Source organism: Mesorhizobium sp. M0074 (genome assembly GCF_040322975.1).
In the GTDB taxonomy this organism is placed as follows: Bacteria; Pseudomonadota; Alphaproteobacteria; order Rhizobiales; family Rhizobiaceae; genus Mesorhizobium.
Genome location: NZ_JAMYUM010000019.1, coordinates 1 through 12,769, shown reverse-complemented (window position 1 = coordinate 12,769; position 12,769 = coordinate 1). Strand labels below are relative to the sequence as shown.

Genomic DNA, 12,769 nt, shown 5'->3' with positions numbered 1-12,769 from the left:
AAGAACTGGCCGTCACATGGTAGAGCTTTACGGCAAGACGCTGTCGCGCCGGCAGGTCTCGGAACGCTCGGGCATGCTGTCGCAGTTCGCCGGCGTGCGGCTGATGACGCTTGGCGACGGCGTCGAGCGCGGCATCCGCATGCTCGAATTCCGCACCGGCTCCGGCCTGCGCTTCACCGCGCTGGTCGACCGGGCGCTCGATATCGCCGATTGCGATTTCAGGGGCCAGGCGATCGGCTGGCACTCGCCGAGCGGTTTTCGCCATCCCGGCCTGCACGAATATGAAGGCGAGGAGGGATTGGCGTGGGCGCGGTCGTTTTCCGGCCTTCTGCTGACCTGCGGCCTCGACCATATATTGTTCATGAACGAAGTACCGGCCGATACCTACAACTACCCGCCGAAGACAATGGTGCGCCATTCGCTGCACGGCCGCATCAGCACCATCCCGGCGCGGCTGACCGGCTATGGCGAGACCTGGGACGGCGACCGCTGCGTGTTGTGGGCCGAAGGCATCGTTCAGCAATCGACTGTATTCGGCGAGGATCTGCACCTGCTGCGGCGGATCGAGGCCGATGTCGGCGGCAACGAGATCCGGCTTTCGGACCGTGTCGTCAATCACGGTTTCAACCGTACGCCGCATATGTATTTCTACCACATCAATATCAGCCATCCGGTGCTCGACGAAGGATCGCGCTACCTGGCGCCGATCCGCGACGTCGTCTGGGCGGGCCATGCCGGCGAGCGCTATGAAGTGCAGAAGGTCGGCTACCGCACGGTGCCGGCGCCGCAACCGGGATTCAAGGAACAGGTCTGGCAGCACGAGCTCGGCGCCGACAGCGCCGGCGAAGTGCCGGTCGCGGTGGTCAACGACAGGCTCGGCCTCGGCTTGCAGGTGGTCACGCGCAAGGACCAGTTGCCTTGCGCCTATCAATGGCAGAATTTCCAGGCCGGGCAGTACGCGCTTGGCATCGAGCCCTCGACGCATCATGTGCTGGGAAATCTGGCCGCGCGCGAACGCGGCGAGATGATCTGGCTGGAGCACGGCGAGAGCCGCTCCTACGATGCCGTGTTCCGGGTTCTCGACGGCGCCGGCGAGATCGCCGATGCGGAGAGCCGGATCGCGGCAATCGCCAGGCAGCCGCGAGAGGACTACCCGCAGCCGTCGGGCCGTTTTCCTGTTCTTGGAGGCAGGTCGTGATAATGGCGAACAAGATACGGGACACCAGTTGGGAGGCTGGCTCCGGCCGGAGCGGGGAGGGCTCGCGGCAGATCGGGAATCGGAGGTCACAATGGCTGGCACGGTAAAGCGCGATTACAGCCTGGTCGGCGAAAGCACGCGCAGGGCGATCGAGACGGGACTGGCCTCGGCGGAGTGGTACCACACGGATGTCCCTCGCAAGGCGATCAAGGAGCTGATGCAGCGCTCAGACGGCCCGGCGATCCGCGACACGATCATCTGGATCGTCGCCATCCTCGGCTCCGCCGCCGGCGCCATCTATTTCTGGGGCACCTGGTGGTGCGTGCCGTTCTTCTTCGTCTACGGCGTGCTCTACGGCTCCTCCAGCGACTCGCGCTGGCACGAATGCGGCCATGGCACTGCCTTCCGCACGCGCTGGATGAACGATGTCGTCTACCAGATCGCCAGCTTCATGCTGATGCGCAACCCGGTGACTTGGCGCTGGAGCCATGCCCGGCACCATACAGACACGATCATCGTCGGCCGCGACGCCGAGATCGCCGTGATGCGCCCGCCGGACCTTTTGCGTGCGGCGCTGGCTTTCACCGGCATCCTTGATTTTCGCTATTCGCTTCCGGCGCTGGTACGCCAGGCGCTCGGCAAGCTGACGCCCGACGAGAAAAGCTACGTTCCCGAGATGGAACAGCACAAGGCCGTCATCGCGGCGCGCTGGCATATTGCCATCTACATCGCCACGATAGCACTCGCCCTCTACATGCAGTCGTGGGTGCCGGTGGTGCTCATCGGCGTGCCGCGCCTCTACGGCACCTGGCACATGGTGATGACCGGCCTGCTGCAACACATCGGTCTGGCCGACAACGTCGTCGACCACCGGCTCAACACCCGTACCGTGTACATGAACCCGATCAGCCGGTTCATCTACTGGAACATGAACTACCACGTCGAGCACCACATGTTTCCGATGGTGCCCTATCACGCGCTGCCCAAGCTGCATGAATTGATCAAGCACGATCTGCCGGAGCCGAACCCGTCGATATGGCATGCCTATCGCGAGGTCTGGCCTGTCCTGCTCAGGCAGCTCAAATACGAGGATCATTTCCTCAAGCGCGAACTGCCGCCAACGGCCAGGCCCTATCGTGGCGAGTTCCACGAAGTGAACATGTCGGCGGCGGCTGAATAGGCACCGCACCGGCGCCATGCAGAAAATTTCAGGAGAGATATAGAATGGCCGATTGGGTCGAAGCGTGCGCCGTGAACGATGTCGAAGAGGAAGATGTCATCCGCTTCGACCATGGCGGCCGCACCTTCGCGATTTACCGTTCGCCGGACGATGAATTCTTCGCCACCGACGGGTTTTGTACGCATGAGAAGGCGCATCTGGCCGACGGGCTTGTCATGGACGACATCATCGAATGCCCCAAGCACAATGGCCGCTTCAATTATAAGACCGGCCAGGCGAAGGGCGCTCCCGTTTGCGTCAATCTCGCGACCTATCCAGTCAAGGTCGAAGCTGGCAAGGTGATGATCCAGATCGCCTGACCGGCCTTCTGTCACGTAGCAAAGGGGACCAAAATCCATGAGCCGGAAAAGACCGACCGTCGCAGACCTGCGGGCCATGAAGGGCAAGCGGCAGTTGACCATGCTGCGCGTGCTGACGATGGACGAGGCCGAGGCCGCCGAACGCGCCGGCGTCGATATCGTCTCGGTGCCGCCGGAGCTGGTGCTCAATCCGCAATACCGCGATGCGGCACCCAGCCTGTTCACCATGCCGGGCGAGAATTTCTTCGAGATCGGCACCGCCGACGATTTCGTCCGCTGGGCGTTCCGGCTCTACAAGGCCAGCGCCGATGCGGTCTACTGCAGCGCCGGGTACGCCACCATCAAGCGGATGGCCGACGATGCCATTCCGGTAATCGGCCATGTCGGCCTCATCCCGTCACGCGCCACCTGGACCGGCGGCTTCAAGGCCGTCGGCAAGACCGCCGACACCGCCATGCAGGTGTTCGAAGCGGTGAAGCAACTGGAGGCCGCCGGCGCGATCGGCGCCGAGATCGAAGTGGTGCCGGTCGAGGTGGCCAAGGCGATTTCGGAACGCACGTCGCTGATCATGCTGTCGATGGGAGCGGGCACCGGCTGTGACGCGCAGTATCTGTTCGCCGACGACATCCTCGGCCAGAACCGCGGCCACATGCCTCGGCATTCCAAGGTCTATCGCAATTTCGCCGCCGAATACGATCGCCTGCAGGCCGAACGCATCGCCGCCTTTTCCGAATATGTCGCCGATGTGAACAGCCTGGCCTATCCCGAAGACAGGCACGTCGTGCACATGGACCCGGACCAGCTCAGCCTGTTCCTGGAGAAGATCGAAGCCGCATAAGACGCCCCGGCAGCGGCACAAAGCGTCATCGCGGATCGTAAAAGGCCGGTTCGGCGCCAGGGCCAGGTCATCGCATGGCCGGCTGCGATGCCACACGAAAGTTTGTTGGACCAGGTCTGGACGGCACCGGCCAGATGCTGTTGAAACCGGTGCGTCATCGGTTTGCCGGACAATTGTGCGGTTGCCGATGGAGCGGGTGAAAATTCCCCTTCGGACAGTTCTGTGCATGACCGCCATTCCCGAAAACAAAGCCTTGCCCGAAACCGCGCCGGCGGCGCGGCAAGCCCGGCGGGTGGCGCTGATCGTCGCCGTCGCCTTCTTCATGCAGCTTCTGGATTCGACCATCATCTCGACCTCGCTGCCGCAGATGGGAGAATCCTTCGGCGTGCCGGCGGTGGCGATGAGCATCGGCATCACCGTCTATATGCTGACCATGGCGGTGTTCGTGCCGCTGTCCGGCTGGCTTGCCGACCGTTTTGGCGCGCGCAACATCTTCCTCGTGGCGATCGCCCTGTTCACGCTGGCCTCGCTCGTTTGCGGCATCTCACAGAACCTGGCCGAGTTCGTCGTCGCACGCGCGGTTCAGGGCCTGGGCAGCGCGCTGATGACGCCGGTCGGCCGCATCCTGGTGCTGCGCAACGCGCCGAAATCCGAGCTTCTCAACGCCACGGCGCTGATCACCTGGCCGGCGCTGTTTGCGCCGGTGGTCGGGCCGGTGCTTGGCGGCTTCATCACCACTTATCTCTCCTGGCACTGGAATTTCTTCATCAACATTCCGCTTGGGGTTGCCGGTTTGGCGCTGGTTGCCCGCTTCATTCCTGGGGACCGCGAAGCTGGGGCCAAGCCGCTCGACTGGCCGGGCTTCCTGCTGACCTCGGTGGGGCTCGCCGCGATGCTCTATGGCCTCGAGCGCATCGCGCATCCGCAGGAGGGTGTGTTGCCGACCGTGGCACTGCTCGGCACGGGCATTTTGGTCGGCTGGCTGGCGGTGCGGCATCTGCGACGCGCCAACCATCCGCTGCTCGATCTCACAGCTTTCAAGGTGCAGACCTTCGCCATCTCGACGCTGTCGGCCGGCACGATCTTCCGGATCGCCATCAACGCCACGCCATTCCTGCTGCCGCTTTTGTTCCAGGTCGGCTTCGGCCTGAGCCCGGTCGATGCGGGCATGATGATCCTGACCTATTTCCTCGGCAATCTCGGCATGAAGGCGGTGACGACGCCGACGCTGAGGCGCTTCGGCTTCCGTTCGGTGCTGATCGTCAACGGGGTGATCGCTTCCTTGTCGATCATGGCCTGCGCGGCGCTTTCGCCGCAGACGCCGCAAGCGTTGGTGGTGGTGCTGATGCTGATCGCCGGCCTTTCGCGCTCGATGCAGTTCACCGCGCTCAACACGCTGGCCTTCGCCGATGTGGCCTCACAGCAGCGCAGCTCGGCGGCGACATTGTCCAGCATGCTGCAGCAGGTGGCGATGCTGTTCGGCGTGGCGGTGGCGGCGGCGCTGCTCAACCTGTCACAGATCGCCAGGGGCGCGGCAGCGCTCGATCTCGTCGACTTCCGCCTTGCCTTCCTGGTGATCGGCGCAATCGGTCTCGTCGCCTCGTTCCGCTTTCTCGCATTGTCGAACGCTGCCGGCGCCGAGGTCTCGGGCCATGTTTCGCGGATTTGACGCGGGAATCCAGCGGCGATCGCGGACATAAATTCTGCCTGCTTCGCTCGTTGTGGAACAAACTTTTGCGAGCGCTCCGATCGGCACGGTTAATTGCAAAAGTGCTTGAGTTCCTGGCATTGCGCCAGCCTCGCCAATCGGCGCGTCCAACCGCAGAATTTCCTCGCAAGCCGGCCTGCAATGCGCGGATTCATTTGACGAATTGGTCTTGAGCCGATTAGCTTTCGTTCCGATGGCCGCAGAGGGAGCAGGGCGTAGCCATCGCGGGTGAAAGCGGGCAATGAACGCGACCGGCTGGCTAAACTGGAGAAGCCTGAACCAGGAGGGCATTGTCTTTGCCATCGCGGTTGTGCTGTTCATTGCCGCCGCCATCGGACTGCCCGGGTTTATCAACTCGAACAATCTCGTTGCCATCGTACGCTCGGTCTCGGTGCTGGGCATATTGGCGCTTGGCATGGCGGTCGTCATTATCGGCAGGGGCATCGACCTGTCGGCGGTGGCGATCATGGCGATGTCGGTCGCCTGGTATCTGCAACTGCTGAATTCGGGAACATCCGACGGGCTGGCCTTCGCCTATGTGCTCGCTGGCGTTCTCGCCATCGGGCTGTTGAACGGAATCCTGGTCGCCTACGCCGAGGTTCCGGCGATCTTCGTGACGCTGGCGACCGCATCCTTCGTCTTCGGCTATGTGCGTTCACAACTGATCACGCAGGACGCCGTGCCGGTGCCGCCCGGCCATTGGGTCGAGCTTCTGGGCGGGCTGCGTTTCCTCGACATCCCGGTCGAGGTGTTTGTCTTCGCCGGGCTGGCTTTCGCCTTCTTCCTGTTCCTGCGCTACACCAAATGGGGCCGCTACGTCTATTTCGCCGGTGACAACCCGGTCGCCGCGCGCAACATCGGCATTCCAGTGCGCCCGATGCTGGTGCTGCGCTACGTGCTGTCGGCCCTAGTCTCGCTGGTGGCCGGCCTGCTCACCGCCGCCAGCCTGCATTCGATCAACACCCGCATCGTCAATTCCACGCTGCTCTACGACATCGTGCTGGTGGCGGTGATCGGCGGCATCGGTCTGTCTGGCGGGCGGGGCGGGGTGCGCAACGTGCTGGTGGGTGCCGCGCTGATTGGCATCCTGCTCAACGCCATGACCATCATCGATATTCCGCTGCTCTATCAGAACCTGATCAAGGCCGCGATCCTGCTGGCGGCGATCATCGTTGATGGGTTCATCAATCCGCGCGATGAGCAGACCGCGCAGCAAGGCGACATTTAGATTGACGCGAACGGTTGGGGCCGGCCGCGAACGACATACCAAACCAGAGGATGTGACATGAAAATCATCAGGACATTTATGGCTGCCGCGGCAGCGCTTGCCGTCTCCGCCTTCGTGGCGCCAGGCTTCGCCGCCGAAGATCCGGGTCCGGCCGCCTATTCGCAAGCACTCAAGGGCAAGCGCGTGATGCTGGTACCGATGGCGATGGGCTTCGACCTGGCACAGGGCTGGGCGCATTACCTGAAGACGGAGGTCGAGGCCTGGGGCGGCGTGTTCGAGACGCGTGACCCGAACTGGGTGGTCGATGCCGGCGCGCAGGCGATAACCGACGCAATCTCGTCGGACGCGAGGCCGGACGTGCTGATCATCCACTCGCCGGACCTCAACTCCTATGCCAAGCTGATGAAGAAGGCGCAGGCGGCCGGCACCTATGTGCTTTTGGTTGACAATCCGGCGAACTTCCCGGCCGATGCCTTTGTCGGCAGCGACTGGGATCGCCTCGGCCAGCTGGAAGCCGAAGCGGCGATCAAGGGTTGTGGGCCGAACTCCTCCAAGAAGATCGGGCTGGTGCAGGGCGACCAGGCCAACTCATCGAGCCTCTACCAGTATGCCGGCATCATGAAGGTGCTGGACAAGAACCCCGACTTCAAGGTCGTGGCCAAGCCGGACTCCAACTGGGATGCGACGACCTCGCGCAACGTGACGACGACGATGCTGCAGCAGAACCCCGACATCTGCGCCATCATCGATTTCTGGGATGGTGACGCGACCGGCGCATCTGCTGCGATCCGCGATGCCAAGCTCGAAGGCAAAGTCTTTCTGGTCACCACCGGCGGTGGCGAAAAGACCGCCGACTGCGACAAGCTGCAGGACGGCACCTATGGCGCGGTGGTGATGACCGACCTTGCCCGCCAGTCGGGCGACATGAACGCCGTCATCAAGTTCCTGTTGCAGAGTGGCCAGCCGGCCGGCACCTCGCACACCTACATCTACACGCTGGAGAAGGCGACGACCAAGGCCGACCTCAAGCCGGACAGCTGCTGGGACTTGAAAGCACTGCAAGCCCAAGCTGCGGCCAAGTAGGCCGGCTTTCCTGAGCTTGGCGCTGCCCCTCATCCGCCTGCCGGCACCTTCTCCCCGTATAGTGACGGGGAGAAGGGATACGCTCCAACGCTGGCGACCCCCTCTCCCCGTCTCTATACGGGGAGAGGGTAAGGGTGAGGGGCAGCGCAAACCTGAGGCGATTGTTCTGCGGATAGCCCGGCCTCTTTTTCCCTTTTCTCTCGAATAGCAGCAACCGATGTCCTTTCGCGAACGCCTCCAGTCCTGGCGCTACAATCTCGTGCCCGACCATCTCGTCGGCGAGATATTGAGCAAACGCTGGACCGACAACGCCATTCCGTTCCTGGCGCTGGTGGCGACGCTCGGCGTGTTCGGTTCAATCATTCCCGGCTTCTTCAAGCCGATGTCGCTGCAGGAATCGACCCGCCAGCTCGGCGAGTTCTCGCTGGTCGTCATCGGCATGACGGTGGTCATGCTGGGCGGCGGCATCGACCTTTCGGTCGGCTCGATCTTCGCGCTGTCCTGTTTTTCCGCCGTGTTCGTCTTCTTCATCCTCGAACAGTCGGTGTGGCTGGCGCTGGCCGCCTCGATCGTCACCGGCCTGCTGTTCGGCGCGATCAACGGTTACCTGATCGGCTATTTCAGGCTGCGAGCTTTCCTGACGACACTGGTCACCTTCATCTTCGGGCGGGCGCTGTTCGACATACTGGTCACCACCTATGCCGCCGACGTCCAGCTTTCCGATGCCACATCGGATGTGCTGGACTTCATCGGCGACGATACCTTCTGGGGCCTGTCGGTTGCGGTGTGGGCGGCGATTATCCTGGCGATTATTACGCATGTCGCGCTGACGCGCTCGCGGCCCGGCTGGCATGTGCAGGCGGTGGGCGGGTCGCGGCGATCGGCTCACAATGCCGGCATCCGCGTACGCCGCACCGTGTTCATGACCTATGTGTTCTCCGGCTTCTGCGCCTCGCTCGGCGGCTTCCTCATCGCCTGCCGGCTGAGCGGGGCAGGGCCGGGCACAGGCCTCAACCTCGAGGTCATGGCACTGACAGCGGCGGTCGTCGGCGGCGTCAGCCTGGGCGGCGGCCGCGGTTCGGTGATCAAGGGGCTGATGGGCGCAATCATCGTGCTGACGATGACCAACGGGCTGATCCGGCTGGGCTATGGCACCGGCACCAACCAGATGGTGCTGGGCATCATGCTGGCCGTCGCCGTCACCATCGACATTCGCTGGCTGAAGAACCGCCACAAGGTTCTGGACGAGGTCTATGTCGCACCGGTCTATCTGAAAATGGGCGCAACGCAGTCGGCCGCACCGGGCTCGGGCACGCCTTACGAGCTCGACAATCGGCTGTCTGGGGCTGACCATATCGGGCTCGGCGAGCTGGAAGGGCCGGAAGACGTCATCCTCGACCGCGACGACCATCTCTATTGCGGCACCAGGCATGGCGAGATCGTCCGTTTCTTCGCACCGGACTACAAACGCTCGGAGGTCTTTGCCCATATTGGCGGCTTTCCGCTCGGCCTGGCCTTCGACAAGACAGGCAATCTGATCAGCTGTGTTGGCGCGATGGGCCTTTATTCGGTTTCGCCGCAGCGGGAGGTGAAGCGGCTTTCGGCGGAAACGTCGCGCTCCTGGACCTCGATCGTCGACGATGCGCGGCTGCGCGACCCCAATGATTGCGACATCGCGCCGGACGGCCGCATCTACTTCACCGATTCCACCAAGCGCTATGACGCGCACGACTGGGCGCTGGATTCGATCGAGAACCGCGCCACCGGGCGGCTGCTCGTCTATGATCCGACGGACGGTTCGACCAAGACATTGCTCGACGGCTACCGTTACACCAACGGCGTCTGCATGGCGCATGACGGCAAGTCGCTGTTCTTCGCCGAAAGCTGGGCCTGCCGCGTGCACCGCTACTGGCTGGAAGGGCCGAAGGCGGGCGTTGCCGAATGCGTCATCCGCGACATGCCTGGCTACCCCGACAACATCAACCGAGCGTCGGACGGCAATTACTGGATGGCCTGGCTCGGCATGCGCACGCCAAGCTTCGACCTGTCGCTGCGCCACCCCGACATGCGCAAGCGCATGACGCGCCGGCTGCCGCAGGACGAATGGCTGTTCCCCAACATCAACACCGGCGGCGTGGTGAAATTCAACGAGAAGGGCGGCATCGTCGAAGCGATGGGCGACCTGTCGGGCGCCGCGCATCCGATGGTCACCTCGATGCGCGAGCACAAGGGTTTTCTGTTCGTCGGCGGTATTCTCAACAACCGCATCGGCCGCTACCGGATTGCCGGGGCCGACCCGAACTGGACCAGCCCCGCTTCTTACTGGGGGGCGAAGGCATGATGCTGGACCCGATCCTCGACATCTTCCGCGGCAAGGCGGTGACCATCCCGCCGCTCGACGGCGCCTTCAGGCCGAACACGCTGCTGGACGATGCTGCGGCCTTCGCCGAACTGCTCGAGCCTGATAATCTGCTGGTCGCCGACGGCCGGCTGCTGGTTTCCAGCGGCAATGCCGTCTACGCGCTCGCCGCCGGTGGCGCGCCTGTTCTGGTCGAGACATTTCCGGCCGCAGTCACCGCGCTCGCGCGCTCGCCTGCCGGCGAACTGACGGTCGGGCTCGAAAGCGGCAGGCTGCTGATTGCAGGCAAGGAGGCCGCCCTGCCGGCCGAGATCCGCTGCATCACAGCACTCGCCTACGCGGAAGATGGCACGCTTTGGCTGGCAAATGGCTCGGCCGACCACGGGCCGTCGCAATGGGCCGCCGATCTGATGAAGAAGGGTGCGTCGGGTTCGCTGTGGAAGCGCGATCCGGCAGGCAGCGAATTCCGCAAGCTCGCCGGTGACATCGCCTTTCCCTATGGGCTGCATCCAACCGGCAAGGACGTGTTGGTCGGCGAGAGCTGGCGGCACCAACTCGTCCGCTTCGACGGCGCGACAGGCAGCCGCTCGACGGTGCTGGCGCATCTGCCCGGCTATCCCGCGCGGCTATCGCCCGCCGCCGATGGCGGTGCCTGGCTGGCGCTGTTTGCGCCCCGGAACCGTCTGATCGAATTCGTGCTACAGGAAACGCACTATCGGAACGACATGCTGGCGCAAGTGTCGCCGCAACACTGGATCGCGCCGGCACTCGCCTCCAACCGCAGCTTCCTCGAGCCGCTGCAATGCGGCGGCATCCGCACCATGGGCATCCACAAGCCGTGGTCGCCGAGCCGCTCCTACGGGCTGGTGGTCAGGCTCGATCGGGACATGCGGCCGCGGTACAGCCTGCACAGCCGCGCCAACGGCACGCGCCACGGCATCTGCAGCGTGGCGGAGACAGACGGTCGCCTGTTCATTGCCTCGAAAGGCGGCGATTGCCTGCTGGCCATCGATCTGGCTTCAGGAGGGCATCGCTGATGGAACCGATCGTCCGCCTGGAGAACGTGACCAAGACCTATCGCGGCGTGCCTGCGGTGAAGAATGTCAGCTTCGAGCTGCGCAAGGGCGAGATCCACGCGCTACTCGGCGAGAACGGTGCGGGAAAATCGACGCTGACCAAGATCATCGCCGGCGTCGTCGACGCGACATCGGGAAAGATGTTCCACAAGGGGCAGGAGATCGCCTACGGCTCGCCGCACGCGGCGCTTCAAGCCGGCATCGCCATGGTGTTCCAGGAGACCAGCCTGGTGCCGTCGATGACGGTGGCGCAGAACCTCTACCTCGGCACGGAGCGCTTTCTCAACCGGCTGCGCGGCACCTACATCTCGGCGCAGCAGTTCCTGCAGTCGCTGAACTTCCCGGTCGACCCGAACGCCATGGTGGCGACGCTGGGCGCCGCCAAGCGGCAGATGGTCGAAATTGCGCGCGCCGTCCACCACAATGCCGAGATCATCATCTTCGACGAGCCGACGGCGACGCTGACGCCGGAGGAGAAGCGGCACTTCTTCGCACTGATCCGCCGGCTCAAGGCAAGGGGGGTGTCGATCGTCTTCATCAGCCATGCGCTCGAAGAGGCGCTTGATATCGCCGACCGCATCACCATCCTGCGCGACGGCGAGCTGGTGATCACCGACAATACCGCCGCTTTCGATCGCGACAGGATCGTCGCCGCCATGGTCGGGCGGACGCTTTCGGGACAGCTCTACAGCCAGCGCGACGAGGCCAGGCTGCGCAGGGCCGGCAGGAAGGTGCTGTCGGTACAGGACATCTCGATGAGCAATGTCGTGCGCAACAATTCCTTCTCGATCTTCGAGGGCCAGATCACCGGCGTGTTCGGGCTGATCGGCTCGGGCCGCACCGAGACGTTCAAGATCGTCTCCGGCATCTACAAGCGCGACTTCCTGCGCGGCGGCAGCATCGAACTGCACGACCGGCCGGTGCGCTATCTCGTGCCGAGCGAGGCGGTGGCGGACGGTATCGTCTATGTCACCGAAGACCGCAAAAGCGAGGGGATTTTCGAGACGATGGACGTCGCCGAGAACCTGTTCGGCGGCTTTTTGGCGGCGGGGCGGGAAAAGGGCTGGGTAATCAACGCGCAGGAGATGCGGGCGATGTCTGCCGAATGGACCAGGACGCTGAACGTCAAGGCGATCAACGACAATGCCCGCGTGGTCGAGCTTTCCGGAGGCAACCAGCAGAAGGTGGTGATCGGCAAGGGGCTGGTGCAGAAGCCGCGCATCGTCGTCTTCGACGAGCCGACGCGCGGCGTCGATGTCGGCGCCATCGCCGAGATCCACCAGATCATCAACCGGCTGGCCGATGAAGGCCTCGCCGTCGTCGTCATCTCGTCCTACCTGCCGGAGATCATGAACCTCTCCGACCGCATCCTGGTCTGCCGGCAAGGCCGCATCGTCGAGGAGTTTTCGCCTGCGGAGGCCACGGAGGAGAAGATCATGTACGCGGCCGTGCATTAGGTTCCCGGGCGCGGAAGGTTGACATTTGGATGGTTTTTGCGCCGGCGGATCGTACACTTTGGAGATTGGCCGAGGCGGCCGTCGTTTCGTCATCCTGGGGCGAAGCAAGGAGCGAAGCGACGCGGCGCAGACCCCAGGATCCATGCCGCTACATCAGAGCGCTGCCGCGGTGCAGCATTCTGCTCCGCTGCACGCTTCGAGTTGTGTGCGTCAAGTTCTGCAAAATGGCGTGGCATTGCGGTGACGTCGGCGTGTCCGCCGCGCAGCCCCCGTGTTTAGCGGA

10 protein-coding genes are annotated in these 12,769 nt (G+C 63.7%); all 10 read left to right on the top strand.

What is annotated here, in order from left to right; all coding sequences use genetic code 11:
* The first annotated feature begins 16 nt into the window (after positions 1–16).
* Positions 17–1,198 carry an aldose 1-epimerase family protein gene (locus tag NKJ73_RS23440; RefSeq protein WP_023675784.1) on the top strand — a complete coding sequence of 394 codons (1,182 nt, stop codon included), beginning with the start codon at positions 17–19 and terminating at the stop codon, positions 1,196–1,198.
* A 91-nt stretch (positions 1,199–1,289) separates the two neighbouring features.
* Positions 1,290–2,378, top strand: a complete 1,089-nt coding sequence (locus NKJ73_RS23435; protein WP_023675785.1) for a fatty acid desaturase family protein — start codon at positions 1,290–1,292, stop codon at positions 2,376–2,378.
* Positions 2,379–2,422: 44 nt separating this feature from the next.
* Positions 2,423–2,737, top strand: coding sequence for a MocE family 2Fe-2S type ferredoxin (locus tag NKJ73_RS23430; protein ID WP_352571251.1), 315 nt, complete (start codon positions 2,423–2,425; stop codon positions 2,735–2,737).
* A gap of 37 nt (positions 2,738–2,774) precedes the next feature.
* The gene (locus NKJ73_RS23425) at positions 2,775–3,575 is read left to right on the top strand and encodes a 3-methyl-2-oxobutanoate hydroxymethyltransferase (protein ID WP_023675787.1); all 801 of its coding nucleotides are present in this window, start codon (positions 2,775–2,777) and stop codon (positions 3,573–3,575) included.
* A gap of 226 nt (positions 3,576–3,801) precedes the next feature.
* On the top strand, positions 3,802–5,244 hold the full coding sequence (locus NKJ73_RS23420) for a DHA2 family efflux MFS transporter permease subunit (protein WP_023675788.1): 1,443 nt from the start codon (positions 3,802–3,804) through the stop codon (positions 5,242–5,244).
* Positions 5,245–5,524: 280 nt separating this feature from the next.
* A complete protein-coding gene (locus NKJ73_RS23415) occupies positions 5,525–6,511 on the top strand; it encodes an ABC transporter permease (protein WP_023675789.1) in 987 nt (328 codons plus the stop codon).
* A 57-nt stretch (positions 6,512–6,568) separates the two neighbouring features.
* Positions 6,569–7,594, top strand: a complete 1,026-nt coding sequence (locus NKJ73_RS23410; RefSeq protein ID WP_352571250.1) for a sugar ABC transporter substrate-binding protein — start codon at positions 6,569–6,571, stop codon at positions 7,592–7,594.
* Positions 7,595–7,811: 217 nt separating this feature from the next.
* Positions 7,812–9,935 (top strand): ABC transporter permease, encoded by a 2,124-nt coding sequence (locus NKJ73_RS23405; protein WP_352571249.1) that lies wholly within the window; start codon positions 7,812–7,814, stop codon positions 9,933–9,935.
* The gene (locus NKJ73_RS23400; protein WP_352571248.1) at positions 9,932–10,990 is read left to right on the top strand and encodes an SMP-30/gluconolactonase/LRE family protein; all 1,059 of its coding nucleotides are present in this window, start codon (positions 9,932–9,934) and stop codon (positions 10,988–10,990) included. Before NKJ73_RS23405 ends, NKJ73_RS23400 begins: the two co-directional genes overlap by 4 nt.
* The gene (locus NKJ73_RS23395) at positions 10,990–12,486 is read left to right on the top strand and encodes a sugar ABC transporter ATP-binding protein (protein WP_352571247.1); all 1,497 of its coding nucleotides are present in this window, start codon (positions 10,990–10,992) and stop codon (positions 12,484–12,486) included. The genes NKJ73_RS23400 and NKJ73_RS23395 overlap by 1 nt, the downstream gene beginning before the upstream one ends.
* The last annotated feature ends 283 nt before the right edge of the window (positions 12,487–12,769 follow it).

Bases quoted from the DNA above. Each gene is read 5' to 3' on its own strand.
- NKJ73_RS23440 (WP_023675784.1), top strand. From the start codon at position 17: ATGGTAGAGCTTTACGGCAAGACGCTGTCGCGCCGGCAGGTCTCGGAA.
- NKJ73_RS23435 (WP_023675785.1), top strand. From the start codon at position 1,290: ATGGCTGGCACGGTAAAGCGCGATTACAGCCTGGTCGGCGAAAGCACG.
- NKJ73_RS23430 (WP_352571251.1), top strand. From the start codon at position 2,423: ATGGCCGATTGGGTCGAAGCGTGCGCCGTGAACGATGTCGAAGAGGAA.
- NKJ73_RS23425 (WP_023675787.1), top strand. From the start codon at position 2,775: ATGAGCCGGAAAAGACCGACCGTCGCAGACCTGCGGGCCATGAAGGGC.
- NKJ73_RS23420 (WP_023675788.1), top strand. From the start codon at position 3,802: ATGACCGCCATTCCCGAAAACAAAGCCTTGCCCGAAACCGCGCCGGCG.
- NKJ73_RS23415 (WP_023675789.1), top strand. From the start codon at position 5,525: ATGAACGCGACCGGCTGGCTAAACTGGAGAAGCCTGAACCAGGAGGGC.
- NKJ73_RS23410 (WP_352571250.1), top strand. From the start codon at position 6,569: ATGAAAATCATCAGGACATTTATGGCTGCCGCGGCAGCGCTTGCCGTC.
- NKJ73_RS23405 (WP_352571249.1), top strand. From the start codon at position 7,812: ATGTCCTTTCGCGAACGCCTCCAGTCCTGGCGCTACAATCTCGTGCCC.
- NKJ73_RS23400 (WP_352571248.1), top strand. From the start codon at position 9,932: ATGATGCTGGACCCGATCCTCGACATCTTCCGCGGCAAGGCGGTGACC.
- NKJ73_RS23395 (WP_352571247.1), top strand. From the start codon at position 10,990: ATGGAACCGATCGTCCGCCTGGAGAACGTGACCAAGACCTATCGCGGC.